At 68.8% G+C, this 19,005-nt stretch carries 16 protein-coding genes; 3 read left to right on the top strand and 13 right to left on the bottom strand.

Annotated elements, in window-relative coordinates:
* Positions 1-59 precede the first annotated feature (59 nt).
* On the bottom strand, positions 60-1,472 hold the full coding sequence (locus DWV11_RS06060; protein ID WP_115787993.1) for an aminotransferase-like domain-containing protein: 1,413 nt from the start codon (positions 1,470-1,472) through the stop codon (positions 60-62).
* Between DWV11_RS06060 and DWV11_RS06055 the strand changes: the two genes are divergently transcribed.
* Complete coding sequence (locus DWV11_RS06055) at positions 1,471-2,439, top strand: DMT family transporter (protein WP_115787992.1); 969 nt, start codon at positions 1,471-1,473, stop codon at positions 2,437-2,439. The two genes, DWV11_RS06060 and DWV11_RS06055, sit on opposite strands and share 2 nt — an antisense overlap.
* A 74-nt stretch (positions 2,440-2,513) precedes the next feature.
* Here DWV11_RS06055 and hutI read toward each other — a convergent pair whose 3' ends face one another.
* The 6 genes from hutI to tdh form a co-directional block, all read right to left on the bottom strand.
* Complete coding sequence (hutI, locus tag DWV11_RS06050) at positions 2,514-3,752, bottom strand: imidazolonepropionase (protein ID WP_115787991.1); 1,239 nt, start codon at positions 3,750-3,752, stop codon at positions 2,514-2,516.
* 11 nt (positions 3,753-3,763) lie between these two features.
* On the bottom strand, positions 3,764-4,858 hold the full coding sequence (locus DWV11_RS06045) for an NAD(P)/FAD-dependent oxidoreductase (RefSeq protein ID WP_115787990.1): 1,095 nt from the start codon (positions 4,856-4,858) through the stop codon (positions 3,764-3,766).
* Between the two features lie 44 nt (positions 4,859-4,902).
* Entirely contained in the window at positions 4,903-5,364 is a 462-nt protein-coding gene (locus tag DWV11_RS06040) for a pyridoxamine 5'-phosphate oxidase family protein (protein WP_115787989.1), read from the bottom strand.
* A gap of 74 nt (positions 5,365-5,438) precedes the next feature.
* Positions 5,439-6,863 carry a family 4 glycosyl hydrolase gene (locus DWV11_RS06035; protein ID WP_115787988.1) on the bottom strand — a complete coding sequence of 475 codons (1,425 nt, stop codon included), beginning with the start codon at positions 6,861-6,863 and terminating at the stop codon, positions 5,439-5,441.
* A 5-nt stretch (positions 6,864-6,868) separates the two neighbouring features.
* Entirely contained in the window at positions 6,869-8,101 is a 1,233-nt protein-coding gene (locus tag DWV11_RS06030; RefSeq protein ID WP_115787987.1) for a glycine C-acetyltransferase, read from the bottom strand.
* Positions 8,102-8,159: 58 nt separating this feature from the next.
* Positions 8,160-9,206: an L-threonine 3-dehydrogenase gene (tdh, locus tag DWV11_RS06025; protein ID WP_115788106.1), complete on the bottom strand. Its 1,047-nt coding sequence runs from the start codon at positions 9,204-9,206 to the stop codon at positions 8,160-8,162.
* A 192-nt stretch (positions 9,207-9,398) separates the two neighbouring features.
* On the opposite strand from tdh, the gene DWV11_RS06020 reads away from it, so the two are divergent.
* Positions 9,399-10,736, top strand: coding sequence for an amidohydrolase family protein (locus DWV11_RS06020; protein ID WP_115787986.1), 1,338 nt, complete (start codon positions 9,399-9,401; stop codon positions 10,734-10,736).
* Between the two features lie 122 nt (positions 10,737-10,858).
* Entirely contained in the window at positions 10,859-11,851 is a 993-nt protein-coding gene (locus DWV11_RS06015) for a LysR family transcriptional regulator (RefSeq protein WP_115787985.1), read from the top strand.
* Between the two features lie 20 nt (positions 11,852-11,871).
* Here DWV11_RS06015 and DWV11_RS06010 read toward each other — a convergent pair whose 3' ends face one another.
* From DWV11_RS06010 to DWV11_RS05985, 6 genes are all read right to left on the bottom strand, one after another.
* Complete coding sequence (locus DWV11_RS06010; RefSeq protein WP_115787984.1) at positions 11,872-13,062, bottom strand: Gfo/Idh/MocA family protein; 1,191 nt, start codon at positions 13,060-13,062, stop codon at positions 11,872-11,874.
* Between the two features lie 24 nt (positions 13,063-13,086).
* The gene (locus tag DWV11_RS06005) at positions 13,087-14,136 is read right to left on the bottom strand and encodes a LacI family DNA-binding transcriptional regulator (protein WP_115787983.1); all 1,050 of its coding nucleotides are present in this window, start codon (positions 14,134-14,136) and stop codon (positions 13,087-13,089) included.
* Between the two features lie 50 nt (positions 14,137-14,186).
* Complete coding sequence (locus tag DWV11_RS06000) at positions 14,187-15,848, bottom strand: type 2 periplasmic-binding domain-containing protein (RefSeq protein ID WP_115787982.1); 1,662 nt, start codon at positions 15,846-15,848, stop codon at positions 14,187-14,189.
* Positions 15,849-15,890: 42 nt separating this feature from the next.
* Positions 15,891-16,859: a carbohydrate ABC transporter permease gene (locus DWV11_RS05995; RefSeq protein WP_115787981.1), complete on the bottom strand. Its 969-nt coding sequence runs from the start codon at positions 16,857-16,859 to the stop codon at positions 15,891-15,893.
* A gap of 2 nt (positions 16,860-16,861) precedes the next feature.
* A complete protein-coding gene (locus DWV11_RS05990) occupies positions 16,862-17,908 on the bottom strand; it encodes an ABC transporter permease (protein ID WP_115787980.1) in 1,047 nt (348 codons plus the stop codon).
* 215 nt (positions 17,909-18,123) lie between these two features.
* Entirely contained in the window at positions 18,124-18,756 is a 633-nt protein-coding gene (locus DWV11_RS05985) for a hypothetical protein (RefSeq protein ID WP_136017885.1), read from the bottom strand.
* Positions 18,757-19,005: the final 249 nt, after the last annotated feature.

The raw sequence follows: 19,005 nt of genomic DNA, 5'->3' as shown, positions 1-19,005 counted from the left end.
CGAGCGATCGGAATGGGCCGTAAGTGACCCCGCGTTGTGTTGGTGGCCGTCCCCCGTTTCTACGCCAGCGCCTGTTGCAGTGCCTGGCCGATGAGCCTCGCCCCTTCCGGGAAGGCGCCGGGGTTCGGGCCGGCGTAGTTGAGCCGGATGAACGGGCCGGCAGGCTCTGCGGGAAACCATTCGTTGCCCGGAGCGATGAGGACCCCGGCGGCCTCGCAGCCCCGGGCGAGCCGGTCCACGTCCGTGCCGTCCGGCAGCCGGGCCCACAGGTTCAGCCCGCCTTTCGGAAGCAGCCCGAGGTGGGCCTGCGGCACGTGCTCGCGCAGGCTGGTGGCGAGCAGGTCCCGGCGGACCTGGAGCTGGTGGCGGAGTCCGCGCAGGTGGGTCTGCCAGCCGGGCTGCGTGACGACGTCGAGCGCCGCGGCCTGCAGCAGCCCGCTGACGTACATCGATTCGGCGCCCTGGGCGGCCAGGATCCGATCACGCGCCGGACCGCGGGCGACGACGGCCCCCACCCTGATCGCCGGGGACACGCTTTTCGTCAGCGAGCGGAGATAGACCACGTGGCCGGAGTCGTCCCGGGAGGCGAGCGGCTCGGGATCGGAAGTGATGCCGAAGTCGTGGGCCCAGTCGTCCTCCACCAGGAAGGCGCCGTTCCGCCGCACCACCTCCAGCACCTCTTCCGCACGCCGCGCGGACCATTGCGCCCCGCTCGGGTTGGCGTAGTTCGGCTGGGCGTAGAACACCCGGGCCCCGCTCTCCCGGAAGGCGCGCTCGAGTTCCTCCGGCTCGGGTCCCTCGGGACTGCTCGGTACGGGAACCACGTTGACGCCCGCCTGCGCCGCGGCCAGGATCGCGCCCCAGTACGACGGCGACTCCATCAGCAGGGCCTGCCGGCCGGCCACCAGGGCCCTGAAGACCGAACTGAGCCCGCTCTGGGTTCCAGGCAGCACGATCACGTCGGAGGGTGTGGGCGGGTTGACGCCCGCCGGTGTGGATCCGCGCAGCTCCTGCGCGAACCAGGATTGCAGTTCGGGCAGCCCTGCAGCGGGCGGGCGGAGCAGGGCCGCGTCGCCCCTGGCCGCGCGGGTCAGGGCGGCCCGGACCAGGCGCTCGGGCAGGAGCTCCCGGTCCGGGTAGCCGGAGTGGAACGCAATGACGTCGTTGGGCGCCGTGCGCATGGCCGCGGACAACGGCCTCAACCGGGCCTGCGGGGAGCGCAGGGCCGCCGTCTGCCAGCCGTAGTCCGAAGGCCGGGCCGTCCGCACCTCGCGGACGAAGGTGCCCACCCCGGGGCGGCTTTCGATCAGGCCCTGCGTGGCCAGTGCACGCAGCACCTTCTGCACGGTCACCGGGCTGGCCTGGTACTCGGCCACCAAGGCCCTGGTGGATGGCAGCCTGGATCCCGGAGGCGCCCCGGAAATCCATTCCCGCAGGCGTGCGGCGATCCGCGAACTGCTATCGTTGTTCATGAGAGACAATAGTAGCGCTACTGTAATTCCCGCCCAAGCGGTATCGGAGCAGGCATCCACCGGTCTACACCCTCCGGAGCCGCGGGAGCGCCGCCCGGCGTCGGGGCTGTGGTGGGGACTGCTCGGTGTGGCGGCCTTCTCCTTCACCGTTCCCTTCACGAAAGTGGCCGTCGGCGGGCTGCCGCCGCTGTTCGTCGCGTCCGGGCGTGCCGTCGTGGCAGCGCTCCTCGCAGCCCTCGCCCTGGCACTCACCCGGCAGCGGCTCCCCCGCGGCACGCAATGGGCACGCCTGGCAGTAGTGGCGGGCGGCGTCGTCGTCGGCTTTCCGTTCCTCACGACCTTCGCGCTCACCGCCGCACCGGCGGGCCACAGCGCGGTGGTGATCGCGTTGCTTCCGGCCGTCACGGCCATGACGGCCGTGCTTCGCGGCAGGGAGCGCCCGCCGCGGTCCTTCTGGGCAATGACGGCCGTGGGCGCCCTGGCGGCCATCGGCTTCGCGTCGGTCCAGGCCGGCGGCTTCGCTTCGCTGCACTGGACCGATCTGCTGCTCTTCGGTGCTGTGGCCACGTGCGCGGTCGGCTATGCGGAAGGTGGCCTGCTGGCGCGCGAGCTCGGTGCCTGGCAGACCATTTCCTGGGCACTCGTGCTGGTGTCGCCCCTGATGGCGGTGCTGGCAATCCTTCTTCCGGCCACTCAGCAACACCTGTCCGCCACTCCCGCGCAGTGGGCCGCCTTTGCCTACCTCGGAGTAGTCAGCATGTTCCTGGGCTTCTTCGCCTGGTACCGCGGCCTGGCCATCGGGCCCATGGCCCAGGTCAGCCAGGTCCAGCTGGTCCAGCCCGTCATGACCATCGCTTGGGCAAGCCTGCTGCTCGGCGAGAGGCTGGATTGGACCACGGTAGCCGGCGGCCTGGCGGTGGTGCTGTGCGCCGGCGCCGCGGTCCGCGCACGGTCCGGCCGATCATAAGGCCAACGCGGGGTCACTTACGGCCTATCCGAGGCATCGGAATGGGCCGTAAGTGACCCCGCGTTGCGGAAAGCTCAGACCTCGCGCACGCCGGCACGCCAGACGGCGTGCGTCATCGGGATGCCGGGACGGTAGGCGAGGTGCGTGGCGGACGGTGCCTTGAGCATGTGCAGGTCCGCACGGTGCCCGACGGCGATCGAGCCCACCGCGCGTTCGCCGTCGGCATCCTTGCCGGACTCCCGGCCCAAGGCCAGGGCGCCGCCGTAGGTGGCGGCCCGGACGGCCTCGTGGACGCTCAGGCGCATCTGCAGCACGGCCGTGGTGACGCAGAAGGCCATGGAGCTGGTGTAGGAGGTGCCCGGGTTGCAGTTGGCGGCAAGCGCGATCTGCACGCCGGCGTCGATCAGTTCGCGGCCCGGGGCCAGCGGCTGGCGGGTGGAGAGGTCGCAGGCGGGCAGGCAGGTGGCCACGGTGCCGCGGATGCCGGTGCCGCTGGCAGCGTCCCAGCCGGACCAGGTCCCGGCGAGCGCCTGGATGTCGGCGTCGGAGAGGTAGTTCACGTGGTCCACGCTGGCGGCGGCGAACTCCACCGCCAGTTGCACGCCCGGGCCCTCACCGAGCTGGTTGCCGTGGACGCGCAGGCCGAGCCCGGCGTTGCGGGCGGCGGTGAGGACGCGGCGCGACTGCTCCTCGGTGAAGGCACCGCGTTCGCAGAACACGTCGGCCCAGCGCACATAGGGCAGAACGGCGTCGAGCATGGGACCGCAGACGAGGTCCGTATATTCCTCGGGGTCGATGCCGGCCGGCACCAGATGGGCGCCAAGGTAGGTGACTTCGTCGACGGTGGCGGCGGCGATCCGGGCGCTGCGGGCCTCGTTCTCCACGTCCAGCCCGTAGCCGGTCTTGCTCTCCAGGTAGGTGGTGCCCTGCGAGACGGCCTCGACCACGCGCCCGGCGGTGAGTCCTGTCAGCTCCTCCTCACTGGCGGCCCGGGTGGCGCCCATGGTGACGGCGATGCCGCCGGCGCTGTAGCTCTCCCCGGCCATGCGGGCTTCGAATTCGGCGGTGCGGTCGCCGGCGAAGACCAGGTGCGAGTGCGAGTCGACCCACCCGGGCAGCACGGCGCGGCCTTCGGCGTCGACGGCGGCATCCGCGGCGGGCGCCTGCGCTGCAGGGCCGATCCAGGAGATCCGTTCGCCCTCGATGACGACGGCGGCATCCCGCAGGACGCGATGCCCGGCGTCCTGGGTCATCAGTTCGCCGATGTTGTGGATCAGTGTACTTGCGTGCCCGCTCGTGAACCCCGTAGTCATGGATCAATTGTTCACCGGCGGACGGACCAGCGGGTGGCCGCCAGCTCCGCCGGTGTCCGGGATACCGGACTGCTGCCGGAGGTGTCGAGGATCGCGGCGGCCGCCAGTTCGGCGATCGCCGAGGACGTTTGGAAGCCGTAGCCGCCCTGGCCGGCGAGCCAGAAGAAGCCCGGCGCCTCGGCATCGAAGCCCACCACCGGCACGCCGTCGGCGGCTTCGGTACGCAGGCCTGTCCAGGCGCGGTCCACCGAGCGGATGCCCAAGGTGGTCAGCGAGTTCAGTCGCGCCACGAGTGCCTCGATGTCCCCCGGGCGGGGCTTGGCGTCCTCCGGCCCGCTGGGCACGGTCTCCGCAGGCGAGATCAGCACCTGGCCGTCCTCCGCCCGGAAATACCAGCGGTGCGCGGCCTCGGCCACCATCGGGGTTCCGGGCGCCAGGGACCGTTCGACGTCGACGACGGCCGCGGTGCGCCGGTACGGCTGCAGCCCGAGCTTCTCCACGCCGCTGAGCACCGCAAGTTCGTCCGCCCAGGCACCGGCCGCGTTGACCACGACGGCGGCGCCGAGTCCCTCGGTCCCGGCACCGAGCTGCCAGGCGGAGCCGATCCGCTGGGCCGAATGCACCCGGGCTCCGGTGATGATGTCAGCGCCGGCCGCTTCCGCCCGGCGGCGGTGGTCTTCCAACAACACGGGGGCATTGCAGGCGAAGGAGCCGGTATCCAGGCCCGCGTGCGTGAAGCTTTCCGGCCGGAGGACGGGGCAGAGTTCCAAGGCCTCGTCGTGGGTAATCGGACGCATGTGGCCGCTCGCTGCGGCAGTGAGGTCCGTTTCGTCCCCTACCATCATGAACGCCCGCGGCGTCAGCACCGGAACATCCAGCCCGGCGTCGCGCTCCGCAATCAGTTCCAGCGTGCGGACGGTGAGTTCCTGCACGACGGCGGGCCCGTAACTGGGGATCAGCTGCCGCGCCGAGCGGGACGAGGTGTGGTAGGCAAGGGTCTGCTCCGCTTCCACCAGCGCCACGGAGCAGTTTCCTGCGAGGGCGGAGGCGAGCGAGAGCCCGGCGATGCCGCCGCCGACAATCACTACGTCGTAATTCGAGGCCATCAACCCATCCTGCCAAAGCCGGGGACTCCGCGCGACGGCAGCGGCTACTCCCCGCGGGTCGGCCTGGTGCCGCTGTAGGGGGTCCACCAGGTCAGCGGCGGTGTGACGGTGAAGCGCCGGCCGGACACCGAGTCCGCGGGGATCCTCACGAAGTGGTCCTTGTGCCCGGCCTCCCAGGGAAACAGCGGAATCGAGAAGGAGCTCACGACGTCGTCGATGTTCTTCAACGGCACGGCCTTGCCCCGGAGCACCACGCTCCAGGCGACGCCGGTGTCGGGGTCGACACCGTCGGCTTCCATGGCCACCGGGTAGTCGCCGAGCGCTGCTTCGAGTTTCGTGCCGGCCCCGGTTCGGAAGACGACGCTTCCGTGGTCGACGGCGTAGTTGATCGGGAAGATGTCCGGGCGGTCGCCGAGCCAGACGGCCAGGCGCCCCACCGACACGCCCCGGAGGAGCTCCCAGCATTCCTGCGGGTCCAAAACTTCGGTAGCTGCATCATTGCCCATGCAGCGATCCTAGGCCCGCACGGTGATTCCCGACAGGGGCACCGCGCCCGGCCCGCGGCCCCGGCGCCCCGGCTTCAGCGCAGGTAGGCCAACTCCTTGAAGTGGTCCGTGTAGGCGTCCAGCAGGGCGTGCGCCACCCGCACGGAATCGACCAGCGGATGCATGGCCAGGGCACGGTAGGCCGCGCTGCGGGAACCGCCCAGGGCCGCTTCGATCGTAGCCCGCTCCACCGCCTTGACCGAGGTGACGAGGCCGGCGGCATAGCCCGGAAGCGGATCGGCGGGCATTAGCCGGATCCCGTCCGCACCCACCAGGCAAGGCGCCTCGATGACGGCGTCGGCATCGAGCCCCGGCAAGGTTCCCGCATTAGGCATATTGAGGATCAGGCGGGTCTCCCCGGCGCCATCCTGAGCAGCTGCCGGGCCGGCGCCATCCTGAGCGGCTGCCGGGCCGGCGCCTGCTGAACCCGCCAGCGCACGCATGATCGCCAGGGCCACACCCTCGTAGCCGCCGCCCTGCAGGTCTGTCGCGTCCCGCTCGAACGTGCCGGCGGCGTCACGGTTGTCCGCCATGTACGTCCGTTCCCTGTCCAGCCGGCATTGCTCCCAGAGTTGCAGCGCGGAGCCCCCGGCCTGTTCCCCGGCGCCGGCCGCGTAGAACGCCGCCTGCTGACGGGACAGGTAGGCGCCGCGGCTGAGGGATGCTTCCTGTTCGGCCAGCAGGTTTTCCCGGCGGAAGTAGTAGTAGTGCAGGTATTCGTTGGGCACCGCGCCGAGGGCCTGGAGCCAAGGGGCGCCGAACAGCCGGCCCTCTTCGAAGGATTCGACGGCGTCCGCGTCCGCGAGCAGCTCCGGCAGCACGTCCGCGCCGTCGACGGTCAGCCCGCGCAGCCAGCCCAGGTGGTTCAGGCCGACGTAGTCGATCCCGACGCCGGTGCCATAGACGTCCAGGCCGGGAAACCCCGCCGCCCACAGCGCGCGCCGGGCCAGCCCTGCCGGGGAATCGCAGATGCCCACCACGTGCCCGCCGAGCAGTGAGTTCAGGACCTCGGTGATGATGCCTGCCGGATTGGTGAAATTGATGAACCAGGCCTGCGGGGCGTGTTTCCGGACGGCCCGGGCGATCTCCACCACCACCGGAATGGTCCGCAGGGCATAGGAGATCCCGCCTGCGCCCACGGTTTCCTGGCCGATTACGCCGTGTTCCAGGGCGATCCGTTCGTCGGCGGCCCGGCCGGCCATGCCGCCCACCCGGATCGCGGAGAAGATGAAGTCCGTGCCCGGCAGGGCCCCGGCCAGCTCGGTGAACAGCCGGACGCGGGGTGCGCCGGGCACGCCCGCCGCCTGCTCCTCCAGGACCTTGGCCACCACGGCCAGCCGCCCGGCGTCGTGGTCAAACAACCTCAGCTCAGTGACGCGGCCGGGCCGCCGGTCCCTCAGCAATGCTGAATGGACCAGCGGCACCCGGAAACCTCCGCCACCAAGCAGGGTCAGGATCATGGCACTCAGGCCCCCGCGGTTTCACCTGCGGTGGCGGTTTCCCTGCTGTTGACCGCGTCCCGGCTGGCCACGAAGGCCTGCACGCAGGCCTCGACGTCCTCCGGGCTGTGGGCAGCGGAAAGCTGGACCCGGATGCGGGCGGCACCCTTCGGAACCACCGGGTAGCTGAAGGCGGTGACGAACACCCCGTGTTCGAGCATCTCGGCGGCCACTTTCGCGGCGGCCACGGCGTCACCGAACATGACCGGGACGATCGCGTGTTCGCCGTCGAGCAGTTCGAAGCCTTCCTCGGTCATCCGGCGGCGGAACAGGGCCGCGTTGTCGAAGAGCCGGGTGCGCAGCTCGCCGGAGCCCTGGACCAGTTCGAGGGCCTTGATCGTGGCGGCGACGATGGCCGGGGCCAGGGAGTTGGAGAACAGGTACGGGCGGGCTTTCTGGCGCAGCATCGCGACGACCTCGGAACGGCCGGACACGTAGCCGCCGGAGGCGCCGCCGAGGGCTTTGCCGAAGGTTCCGGTGTAGATGTCCACGCGGCTGCTGACGCCGGCGTGTTCGGGAGTGCCCGCACCGGTGGCGCCCATGAAGCCGACGGCGTGGGAGTCGTCCACCATCACCAGGGCGTCGTGCTTTTCGGCGAGCTCGCAGATGGCCGCCAGGGGGGCAAGGTAACCATCCATCGAGAAGACGCCGTCGGTGACGACGATCTTGCGGCGGGAGCCTTCGGCCTCCACGAGCTTGGCTTCAAGGTCTGCCATGTCCCGGTTGGCGTAGCGGAAACGCTTGGCCTTGCTCAGGCGGATGCCGTCAATAATCGAGGCGTGGTTCAGTGCGTCCGAGATGATGGCGTCCTCAGGGCCGAAGAGGGACTCGAACACGCCGCCGTTGGCGTCGAAGCAGCTGGAGAACAGGATGGTGTCCTCGGTGCCGAGGAATTCCGACACCTTCTTCTCCAGCTCCAGGTGGAGGTCCTGGGTGCCGCAGATGAAGCGCACGGAGGCCATGCCGAAGCCGCGCTCGTCCATGGCGGACTTGGCCGCGGCGATGATCTCCGGGTGGTCGGCCAGGCCCAGGTAGTTGTTGGCGCAGAAGTTCAGGACCGGCCGGGATGGTTCGCCGAGCGGGCCTGCGGCGATGTGGCTGGCCTGCGGGGAATCGATGTGGCGTTCGCTCTTGAAGAGTCCGGCGGCGCGGATCTCGTCCAGTTCGGCCTGGAGCTGGTCCTTGATCGAGGTGTACAAAATGGTCTCCTTAGAGTCCGGTGGGGTTCGGGGTCCGGTTCAGTCGCAGTCCGGCCGGTTACAGCTCGGTCCAGTCGAGGACAACCTTGCCGCCGGTGCCGGCACGGGCGATCTCGAAGCCCTTCTCCCAGTCCGCGGCGGACAGCTTGTCCGTGACGACGGCCGAGATGTTGCGGTGCAGCACGGGGTTGGAGGAGAGCATGGCACTCATGGCATACCAGGTCTCGAACATCTCGCGGCCATAGATGCCCTTGAGCGTGAGCATGTGGGTGACCACCTTGCCCCAGTCGATGTCGATCGACTGGCTGGGCAGGCCGAGCATGGCAATGCGTCCGCCGTGGTTCATGTTGTCGATCATCTCAGGCAAGGCCGTGGGATGTCCCGACATCTCCAGGCCGATATCGAAACCTTCGCGCATGCCCAGTTCCTTCTGGGCTTCGCTGATGCGCATCTTGGAGACGTCGACGGCGAGGTCCACGCCCATGCTGCGGGCCAGGGCCAGCCGGGACTCGGAGACGTCGGTGATGGCGATCTTGCGGGCACCGGCGTGGCGGGCGACGGCGATCGCCATCAGGCCAATGGGGCCTGCGCCGGTGATGAGCACGTCCTCGCCCACCAGGGGGAAGCTCAGTGCGGTGTGGACGGCGTTGCCGAAGGGGTCGAAAATGGCGCCAAGCTCCGGGGTGACCGAGGGGTCCTGGTGTACCCAGACGTTGGTTTCCGGGATCACGACGTACTCGGCGAAGGCGCCGTCGCGCTGCACGCCCACCGACACGGTGTGGATGCACATCTGGCGGCGGCCGGCACGGCAGTTGCGGCAGATACCGCACACCACGTGGCCTTCTCCGGACACCCTGTCGCCGACTTTGACGTCCCGGACGTCCTCGCCGACGGCCACGACCTCGCCGTAGAACTCGTGGCCTGCGATGAGCGGAGTTTCGATGATGCTTTGCGCCCAGGCATCCCAGGACTGGATGTGCAGGTCGGTGCCGCAGATACCGGTGGTCATCACGCGGATCTTGACGTCGCCTGGACCGGCCCCGGGTTCGGGCCGGTCAACGAGTTCGAAGCCGGCGTGCGGGCCGGACTTGTAGAGAGCCTTCATGGCTCCCATTACATGCCTTCAGACGGCTTAGAACAAGCTCAAGTATCTCACTCAACAGTTTAGTTGAAGCTACACTGTCCGGAATCGCGGACTGTGCGGCAAGGGAAGAGCTTGAAAGCGCTTTGGTATACCAAATATGGTGAAGGGTACCACCCGGCACCACAGTGCTTCCCCGAGTCCCCAGGAGTAACCATGTGCTTGCATGACCACAGCAGCGCGGCTGTCCCATCCGCCGTCCCGTCCCGCCGCGGAATCCTCGCCAGCGCCGCCGCCCTGGCCGGCATTTCCGTGGCCGGCGTCACCGCCCAGCTCGCTTCGGCACCGGCGGCCCGGGCCGACGGGCGCCCCGCCGGCCCGAACTATCCCGGCAGCCCGGCCGTCCCCGGTGCCGTCATCATCGAAGGCGGCACCGTCGTCGACCCCCTGACCGGAGACGCCGTGGCGGATGGTGTGCTGGTGCTCGACGGCGGCCAGGTCGCCGCCGTCGGGACCCGCGACGCCACGCGCAAGGCCGCGGCCGCCGTCGCGCACCGGGCCACCGTGCTGGACGCCACCGGCCGCTGGGTTGTCCCGGGCCTGGTGGACGTGCACGTCCACGCCAACGCCCTGTCCGATGCCCGGCTCCTGCTGCAGGGCGGCGTCACGGCCGTCCGCAGCGGCTCGAGCAGCTTCTACCAGGACATCGCCCTCGCCGCGCTCCCCGCCTGGGCGCCAGGTGCTTCCCCGCGCATGCGTCCCGCGGGCCTGTTCATCTCCCCCGAGCAGGGCGATTCGATCCTGGCCGATCCGGACCTTGCCCCGCTGGCAGCCCTCAGGAACGGCATCACCGAGGCCCAGGACCTGGCCTACCTCACCCGGGTCAACCTCGCCCGCGGCGCCGAAGTCATCAAGACCCGCGCCAACCCGCGTGCCGGCCTGCCCGAACAGGACCCCCGGGAACTGGTCTACGGCTACGAGCAGATCTCCTCGATCGTCAAGGCAGCCCGCGGCGCAGGCGTCCTCTGCCACGCCTACAGCGCCGAGGGCATCGATGGGGCCGTGCGCGCCGGGGTCCGCAGCATCGAGCACGGCGTGTTCGTCTCGGAGAAGACGATCGCCGAGATGGCCCGCCGCGGCACCTGCTTCACGCCCACCATGGACGCCATCTCCAGCATGGCCACCTCGTCGAATCCGATCCTCGCCGCCCGCGGCAAGGAGTACACCCCGATCCACAAAGCCGCCGTCCTGGCCGCGCACGAGGCCGGTGTCACCGTGGTGGCCGGAACCGACTCCTTCGGCAACGACGTCACCCCGCTGGGCACCGAAGTCCGGCTGCTCAACGAGGCCGGACTGTCCCCGCTCGAGGCGCTGCGCGCGGCAACCACCTACGCCGCCCGCCTGCTCAACTGGGAAGGCAAGGCCGGCCGCTTCGTGCCCGGCGCTTTCGCCGACGCCGTGGTGGTCGACGCCGACCCGCTCGGCGACGGAACCGCCCTCGAAAAGGTGCGTGCCGTCGTCGCCCAGGGAACGATCGTCCGCAACGGCCTCTAAGCGCCCCTCCCCAAAGCGCGAATGTACACTTGCGGCCCCGGATTCGCGGGCCGCAACTGTACGTTCGCTTGTCCGGATTCAGTGGCCCTACATCGAGCGGCTGCACACTTTAGGATTGGCTTATGGATGTCCGCCAGCTTCAGGTGTTGCGTGAACTCGGTGAACTCGGCAGCGTGAAGGCCGTGGCCGAGGCCATGATGGTCACGCCCTCCGCCGTGTCCCAGCAGCTCACCCTCCTCCAGCGCAGCGCCGGCGTGCCGCTCACCCGCAAGGAGGGCCGGAACCTGGTGCTGACCGATGCCGGCCAGGTGCTCGCCGACGCCGGCGGGGCCGTCATCCGTGCCATGGCCGACGCGCACGCGGCGATCGGCGGCTACCACGACGACCCCGCCGGCACCGTGTCCGTCAGCGCTTTCCATAGTGCCGGCCAGGCGATTTTCGGGCGGTTGGCCGGACGGCTCGCCGCCACGGCAGGGAACGACGGCGGCACTGGCGACGGCGGTCCGGGTACCGGCGGTTCGGGTACCGGCAGTTCAGGTGCAGGCAGCGTGCCGCGGCTGCGCCTGGCCGACGAGGACGTCCCGCAGCAGGGGTTCCCGGCCCTGACCGCCCGCTACGACATCGTGCTCGCGCACCGCATGGCCCACAGCGAGGACTGGCCCACGGACCGGATCCTGGTGCTGCCGCTGGCGGAGGAACCCTTCGACGTCGCGCTTCCTGCGGGGCACCCGCTGGCGGCCAAGGCCTCGCTGACGCCCGCCGACGTCGCCGGCGAAAGCTGGGTCTCCAGCCGCCCCGGCTACTCCCCCGCGGATGTGCTGGCCGCCGTCGCCGCCGTGGCGAGCCGGGCACCGCACATTGCCCACCGCGTCAACGACTACGCCACGGTCGCGGCCGTGGTGGCCGGCAGCGGCGTGCTGGGTCTGTTGCCCCGGCACACTGCCGCCGCCGCGGCGCTCTCGCAGGGCGTGGTCCTCCGGCCGCTCGAAGGCATCGCCACCCGGCGCCGCATCGACATGCTGATCCGTCCCGAGAACGCCAGGCGCCACGCCGTGCAGCGGGTGGCGCAGCTGCTGCGGGAGGTCGTGGACGAGCTGGTGTCTGCCCCGAACTGACCACCGCCTCTGACAGCAGCTCAGTTGCTGGGGACCGGTGCCGGCTGGCCGCGTTCGAAGTACTCCACCAGTCCGGCCGGGAGAGCCGGCACGTCCCGGGCACCGCCGTCGGCCCGCAGGGACTCGGCGGCCAGCACACCGGCTGCCACCGCCTGCCGGGCGGCAACCGGCGACGTCTGCGTCGGCCCGCCGTCGGAGGCGAAACGCAGGAACTCGGCGATCAGGCGCGGATCCGCGCCGCCGTGCCCGCCCTCGCCGTCCTGGATGGTGACGGTTTCGTCCGGCTCGGCGTATCCCGGGGTGCGCTTGGTCCAGAGGCCGATCCGCTCCCCCGGCCCGTCGCCGAAGTTCTCGATCCGGCCCTTGGTGCCGATGACTGTGTAGTTCCGCCAGTAGTCCGGGGTGAAGTGGCATTGCTGGTAGGAGGCGAGCACTCCGTTGTCCAGGACCATGTTCATCATGGAGATGTCCTCGACGTCGATCCGCTCGGCGAGCCCGTGCTGTTCGGTGGGCGGCCAGTTCTCCAGCGAGAACCATTCGCCCATGCGTTTGGTGCTGTTGTCGCTGCGGTCCGTCACGCCGCCGTACACCGCGAGCTCGCCGACGGCGGACACCCGCTTGGCGTAGCCGTTCGCCAGCCAGTGGATGACGTCGATGTCGTGCGCACCTTTCTGGAGCAGCAGCGAGGTGACGTTCTTCCGCTCGGAGTGCCAGTCCTTGAAGTAGTAGTCGCCGCCGTGGCCCACGAAGTGCCGGCACCACACGGCCTTGACCTCGCCGATCCGGCCCTGTTCGATGAGTTCGCGCATCTGGACCACCACGGGCATGTGGCGCATGTTGTGGCCCACGTAGAGCCGGGTGCCGTTTTCGTAGGCGGCTTGCAGGATCGAATCGGCGGCCTCGATGGTGATGTCGAGCGGCTTCTCGCAGAAGGTGGGGATGCCTGCCTTGAGCGTGCGGACGGCGACGGCGGCGTGCTGGTTGTCCGGAGTGAGCACCAGGACCGCGTCGATTCCGCTGTCGATCAGTTCCTGGAGCTCGGCGGTCACCTTCGCGGTGGGGATGCGTGCGGCTGCGTCGGCCCGGCCGCGTTCACTGGTGTCGCAGACAATGGTCACCTCCGAGCCGTGCCCCGGCTTGTGCGCATGGCGCCAGAGCCCTGCGCGCAGGCCGAAGCCCACCACGCCGATCTTCATGTCTTCGGTTCCCATGTGTTTTCGTGCTTCTTTCTGTTCTCAGTAAAGTCTGTTGGTTTCGCTGCGGTGCGGGGCCGATTCCCTGACGAAGAGCTGCCAGGGGAAGTCCAGGACGGCGGGCGGCGCCGCGGGGGTGCTGCCGCCGTCGACAGCCCTCTTGAGCAGCAACCTCGCCACCCGCTCGAAGAAGTCCACCGGACCCACGGTGCTCAGGGAGGGCGACATCCGCTCGCCTTCGATGGCGTTGCCGACGCCGATGATGTCCACGTCACGGCCGACGGTCAGCCCGAGCCGCTGCGCGGCGTTGATGGCGCTGACGGCGGCATAATCCGTGGTGGCATACAACGCGGTGGGCCGGTCGTCGCGGCCGAGCAGCCGCATGGTGGCCGCGTAGGCCCCCGCCGTGGTGCCATCGAAGGCGCCCACATAGTCCTCATTCAGGCCGATGCCCGCCGCAGCGAGCGCGGAAGTGTAGGCCTCGTAGCGCTTTCCGGCCGGGGGCCGGCCCTCCCGGGATGGCACCAGGCAGCCCACCTTGCGGTGGGCGGCCAGCAGGTGCTCCACCGCGAGGGTGCAGCCGGGTCCGGCGACGGAACGGATGACATCGAAACCGGCGGCCTCGAGTTGTTCGTCGAACACCACCAGGGTGGTTCCGCGGGCGGCGAGGCTTTCCAGCGGCCCATGCTGCTCCGGTGTGACGGCATCGACGAACACCGCGTCGGCATCGTGGCTCTGGAGCACTTTCACCCAGTCCGCATCGCCGAGGATCAGCGGCGTGATCCCCAGGGGCGCCGCCGTTTTCTGCACGGCCTCGATCACGGACAACGACCAGGGGTCCGAAAGCATGGTCAGGGACAGGATGACAGTATTGGTCCTGCCGGTGCGGATGGCCCGCGCTGCCTGGTTGGGCCGGTAGCCCAGCCGTTCGGCCGCGGCGCGCACGCGCTCCACGGTGATGTCCGAAACACCCGGGCCGCCCTCGCCGCGCCGGCCCGACATCACATAGGACACCGTCGCCGTCGAGACGCCTGCTTCCGCCGCGACCATGCGGATGGTCGGGCGTATTCCGCTCCCTGCTGTCCTGCCCATGCTTTCCCCCTTCAGGTGTTTGCAGCCCCAGTCTGCCGTGTCGTGGCTGCCTAGGCGCGGAAGACCGGAACGTCGGACGGCAGTGCCGCCTGGTACTCGTCGCGGATCTTATCGCCGCCTCCGGACTTCCAGCGCTTGACGGCGGCATCCAGCTCGGACACCTTGGCCCGCCCGGTGATGATGTCCACCACCTTGTCCCGCAGCTGCTTGGTGATCTTGGCGCCCACCTTGGAGTTGGTGTCCGAGTAGCTGCCATTGGTCGGGTTGCGCCAGGCCAACTCCAGAAGCTTCTTCTGCTGCTCGTTGACGTACCTGGTGTCGTCGTCGAAGCCGGGGTTGAAGACCACGTTCTCCGGGCTGGACATGATGTTCAGCGCGGACACCAGGCCCGGCAGGTTGCTGCTGCCGGATTCGGTGAGCTGCGGGTTGCCCTTGGCGTCCAGCGAGTAGTCCTTGCCGGCTTCGCCGAAGTTCTTCTGCATGTACTCCACGGTGCCGAACGGCGCGGAAAGATAGTTGATCAGGGCCAGCAGTTCGCGGATCTTGCCCTCGTCGGCCTTCTTGAACGGGGTGAAGCCAACCGTGCCGTAGCCCATGTCGTAGGTGGGCTTGACCTTGCCGTCCGCGCTGAAGGGCACCAGGATGTCGAAGGCCTGGTCCTTGTTGAAGGCGCGGTAGGCCTTGATGTCGTGCGGACCCACCAGCACCTGTCCCGCGACGCTGCCGTTGGCCACGCGGTTGCGGATGTCCGGGACGTTCGTGTCCGGGTAGAAGACGCCGGCCGCGAACAGCTTCGCCGTGAACTCGACGCCGGCGGCATACTCCGGGGTCTCGAACAGGTGCGTCAAGGTACGGTCCCTGTTGACGGCCCACGAGTTGGGGGCGCCGAACCATTCGGTGACCATGTGCAGGACGTTCACGTAAGCCGGTTCCAAGGCGTACTTGCGCTCCGCGGGCCGGGTCAGTTCCTTGGCCTTGTCCAGGAATTCATCAGCCGAGGACGCGTTCAGGCCGCCCACCTTCTCCCACACGTCGCGGCGGCCGGACATGATCTGTCCGAACGGGGTGCTCGGGATCGGGGCGCCCCAGATCTTGCCGTTCACGACGGCGGTCTTCCAGGAGTCCGGCTTCAGTGCGGCAAGGTTGGGGTACTCGAGGACGGCGTCGCCGGAGAGGTACTTGGTGAGGTCTTGGAACTTCGCCTCCAGCATGGGGCCGACGTTGGGAATACCCTGGTTCGGCGGCACCCACATCATGTCCGGCAGGTCGTCACTGGCCAGGACGGTGGCGAACTTGGCCGGGTAGCCGTCGCCGATGTCCTCGGCGATCTGCAGTTCCAGCTCGCCGCCGAGCTTGGCGTTGAGGCGCTGCCAGAAGGGGTTGTCCTTCATACCGGGGCTCATGGTTTCGAAAGTCTCGGTCAAGCCCGTGACCTTGCCCTTGAGCGGGGCCTCCTTGACCGAGGTAACGCCTTCGGGCAGCTTGAAGAACGCCGCCTGCAGGCCCTTGGAGTTGCCCGCGAGGTCGGCGGTGACCCCGGTGAACTCCTTGTAAGTGGGGAGCTTGACCCCGGCGGACGCGGCCGCTCCGCCGCTGCCGCCGGAGGTGCCGCCGCCACCGCAGGCGGCGAGGCCCGCCGTCGTGACCGCCAGGCCGGCCAGGCCGAGGAAGCCCCGGCGGCTGAAGCCCGGGTTAAGGGTTGGTGCGCTCATGTGTTCATGCCTTTCAACTGGGTATGGACAGCTCGGTAAGACTCAGCCCTTCACCGCGCCGGTGAGGACGCCCTTGGTGAAGTGCTTCTGGAGGAACGGGTAAACCATCAGGATCGGGACCAGGGCCACCACCACGACGGCCATCTGGATGGACTGGCTGGGCGGAACCGAGGAGATCCCCAGACCGTCGGCGGCGCCCGAGCCTTGGACCACGAAGTTGCGCAGCAGCAGCTGGATGGGCCATTTGCTGTGGTCGTTGATGTAGAGGAGGGCGTTGAAGAAGGAATTCCAGAAGCCCACCGCGTAGAACAGCCCGACGACGGCGACCACCGCCTTGGACAGCGGCAGCACGATCCGCCACAGGATGGTCCAGTCGCTGGCGCCGTCGATGCGGGCGCTTTCGATGAGTTCCTGGGGGATGTTCATGAAGAAGGAGCGCATCACCACGAAATTGAAGGCGCCGAAGATGCCGGGCAGGATCAGCGACCACAGGCTGTCCAGCAGGCCGAGCTGCTTGATCATCAGGAAGGACGGGATCAGGCCCGGGGCGAACAGCAGGGTGAAGAGCACAGCGAGGACCACCGGGCGGCCGAACAGCACCGGCCGGCTCGTGGCGTAGGCCATGGTGATGGTGACGAACAGGGCCAGGACGGTGCCGACGATCGTGACGAAGGCGCTGACGCCCAGGGAGTTCAACACCATGGGGCCGTTGAAGATGGTCTCGTAGGCCTCCAGGGTGGGCCGCTCGGGCCAGAGCACGAAGCCGCCGGCCTTGGCGAGCTGGTCCTTGTCCGCCAGGGAGGTGGACACCACCAGCAGGATCGGCACGATGATCGAGGCGCTGAAGAGCACCAGGACCAGGGTCTTGATGGTCTGGTAGAGGGGCGAGGGCCGTTCCTTCCAGACGGGGCGCTTGGGGTTGTAGCTCAGTTCCTTCGGCTTGCGGCCTTTCGGCTTGCGGCCGGATTTCCGGTCGGGGCGGGGTTTGGCTTGGGAAACTGTGGTTGTCATGTTCAGCCGACTTTCTTTGCGAAGATGCCGTCCTCGCCGAAGCGGTGGGCAAGTTTGTTGGCGGCGAAGATCAGCAGGGCGCTGACCACGCCCTTCGCCAGGCCGGCCGCGGCGCCGGAGCTCCAGCCGCCGCCGACGACGCCGGTGTAGTAGGTGAAGGTGTCCAGCACTTCGGCCGCTCCCGCGCCCACGGCGTCCCGCTGCAGGATGAACTGCTCGAAGCCGACCGAGAGGATGTCCCCGATCCGCAGGATGAGCAGCAGCACAATTACGGAGCGGAGTCCCGGGAGCGTGATGTGCCACAGGCGGCGCCAGCGTCCGGCGCCGTCGGCCGCTGCCGCTTCGTACAGGGACGCGTCGATGCTGGCCAGCGCGGCGAGGAAGATGATCATCGCCCAGCCGGCGTCCTTCCAGATCATCTGGGCCACCACCAGCACGGGGAACGTTTCCGGGTTGGTCATGAACGGAATCGGGTCCAGGCCGAACTGGCGCAGGGAGTTGTTGATGAATCCGGCGCCGCCGAGCATCTGCTGGAACAGCGCGATCACCAGCACCCAGGACAGGAAGTGCGGCAGGTAGGCGATGCTTTGGAAGACCCTGCGGATGCGGACGCTGATCAGCGAGTCCACGATCAGGGCCAGGACCAGCGGCACCGGGAACAGGAAGACCAGCTGCCAGGCGGCCAGGTACAGGGTGTTCCAGAAGGCCTGCAGGAAGTCCGGGTTGTCGAACAGGTCCACGAAGTTCTGCCAGCCGACCCACAGGCTGTCGCCGATGCCCAGATACGGCTGGTAGTCCTGGAAGGCGATGACGTTGCCAAGGATGGGGATGTAGAAGAACAGCAGCAGGAACACGATGCCCGGCACCATCATCAGCAGCATCTGCTTGTCGCGCCGCAGGCGGGAGCGGAAGCCCTGCTTGCCGGCCGGGGTCCTGGGGGCCGACGCCTTAGCGGGCTTTCCTTTTCCGGGGCTCGGGCGGCCTTCGGCATGGGCCGGGACGTTGCCGGCGGCCGGCAGGGCCGGGGCGGCTTCCGTCGTCTGGTTCATGCGCTCTCCTTGTTGGCTGGGTTTGGCTGTTGGCCGGGTGGTGCGGTGACTCAGGCCACGCTCGTTAACCGTTTAACAAACCATAAGTGACGCGGAGCACGTTTGCAAGATAATGATTGAAACTACGCGGAAAAATCGCTTTTCAGCCAAGAGGTCTTTGGCGGGGCACGAAGAGCCTCGCGCCCCTGTCTGGGGGGGCCGTGTCCTAGTGCGGGCTAGGCACCGGCCCCTTCGCGGTGCCGCCGCCCGTGGTCACCGGGCGTTGTGTTGTTGGGCATGGTTTTGTCCAGTCCAGCGGGCCAGGTGCCCGCGACGATGCGGGTGGCCGTGACCATGGTGCCGCTCTTCGTGCCGGAAACCCGGACGGTGTCGCCGGCCTTCAGCTCGGACGCCTTGATGGTTTCAAGTAGCGGCTTCCGTCCCTCGGTGCCCGTTCGGGAGGCGGGGATCCTGGCGATGGAGGTGGAGGAGGCGATCGCGTAGCTCTGGGTGAAGCCGTCGTCGCTCTTGACGGTGATGTTGGAATCACTGACGGACTGCACGGCGCCGGTTTGGGCCAGGATTGTCGTAAAGGTGCCGTCGTCGTTTTTCACGGTGAACTCGCCGTGGATCCCCCTGCCGGCGAACCTGTGGTCCAGTCCGGGGAGGTGCCTGAAGCCGCCGGGCGAGGGGGTGGCAGGCGATGGTGCGCCGGGGGAAGGCGAAGCCATGGCCGCAGGCGAAGCGCCCGTGTACAGAGGGATGATCTGGCCGGCGGCCCACACCGTGGACACGCTGCCGCCACCCAAAACGAGGGCGACACCGCCCGCGATGAGGGCCGTGCGGACGCCCGGAGTCATAGTGGACATGGCCTGATCCCTTCTCCGCTCCTCCCCGGACCGGAAGGGGCGGGCAGCAAAGAACTGATGACTCCATGATGCGACGCGAAGCTGTGTGCGTGCTGTGGATCCAAACGCAAACTGGGTCGCAGTAGGTGCCGTTTTGAGGGCTCAAAACGACGTTAACTGCGACCCAGTCAGGGAGGCGGTTGGGCCCACGCCGCCCGGGTTCCCTGGCCGAGCGAAGCGAGGTCAGGGAGGCGGTTGGGCCCACGCCGC

The organism is Arthrobacter silvisoli (genome assembly GCF_003369445.1).
In the GTDB taxonomy this organism is placed as follows: Bacteria; Actinomycetota; Actinomycetes; order Actinomycetales; family Micrococcaceae; genus Arthrobacter; species Arthrobacter silvisoli.
The sequence above is the reverse complement of the archived record's forward strand: the minus strand, read 5'-3'. Positions and strand labels throughout refer to the sequence as shown.

Excerpts from the sequence above, each read along its gene's own strand:
- DWV11_RS06035 (WP_115787988.1), bottom strand. The coding sequence starts at position 6,863 with ATGATCCTGACCCTGCTTGGTGGCGGAGGTTTCCGGGTGCCGCTGGTC.
- DWV11_RS06055 (WP_115787992.1), top strand. The coding sequence starts at position 1,471 with ATGAGAGACAATAGTAGCGCTACTGTAATTCCCGCCCAAGCGGTATCG.
- DWV11_RS05995 (WP_115787981.1), bottom strand. The coding sequence starts at position 16,859 with ATGACAACCACAGTTTCCCAAGCCAAACCCCGCCCCGACCGGAAATCC.
- DWV11_RS06045 (WP_115787990.1), bottom strand. The coding sequence starts at position 4,858 with ATGGCCTCGAATTACGACGTAGTGATTGTCGGCGGCGGCATCGCCGGG.
- hutI (WP_115787991.1), bottom strand. The coding sequence starts at position 3,752 with ATGACTACGGGGTTCACGAGCGGGCACGCAAGTACACTGATCCACAAC.
- DWV11_RS06010 (WP_115787984.1), bottom strand. The coding sequence starts at position 13,062 with ATGGGAACCGAAGACATGAAGATCGGCGTGGTGGGCTTCGGCCTGCGC.
- DWV11_RS06000 (WP_115787982.1), bottom strand. The coding sequence starts at position 15,848 with ATGAGCGCACCAACCCTTAACCCGGGCTTCAGCCGCCGGGGCTTCCTC.
- DWV11_RS06060 (WP_115787993.1), bottom strand. The coding sequence starts at position 1,472 with ATGAACAACGATAGCAGTTCGCGGATCGCCGCACGCCTGCGGGAATGG.
- tdh (WP_115788106.1), bottom strand. The coding sequence starts at position 9,206 with ATGAAGGCTCTCTACAAGTCCGGCCCGCACGCCGGCTTCGAACTCGTT.
- DWV11_RS06040 (WP_115787989.1), bottom strand. The coding sequence starts at position 5,364 with ATGGGCAATGATGCAGCTACCGAAGTTTTGGACCCGCAGGAATGCTGG.
- DWV11_RS05990 (WP_115787980.1), bottom strand. The coding sequence starts at position 17,908 with ATGAACCAGACGACGGAAGCCGCCCCGGCCCTGCCGGCCGCCGGCAAC.
- DWV11_RS06020 (WP_115787986.1), top strand. The coding sequence starts at position 9,399 with ATGTGCTTGCATGACCACAGCAGCGCGGCTGTCCCATCCGCCGTCCCG.
- DWV11_RS06005 (WP_115787983.1), bottom strand. The coding sequence starts at position 14,136 with ATGGGCAGGACAGCAGGGAGCGGAATACGCCCGACCATCCGCATGGTC.
- DWV11_RS05985 (WP_136017885.1), bottom strand. The coding sequence starts at position 18,756 with ATGTCCACTATGACTCCGGGCGTCCGCACGGCCCTCATCGCGGGCGGT.
- DWV11_RS06015 (WP_115787985.1), top strand. The coding sequence starts at position 10,859 with ATGGATGTCCGCCAGCTTCAGGTGTTGCGTGAACTCGGTGAACTCGGC.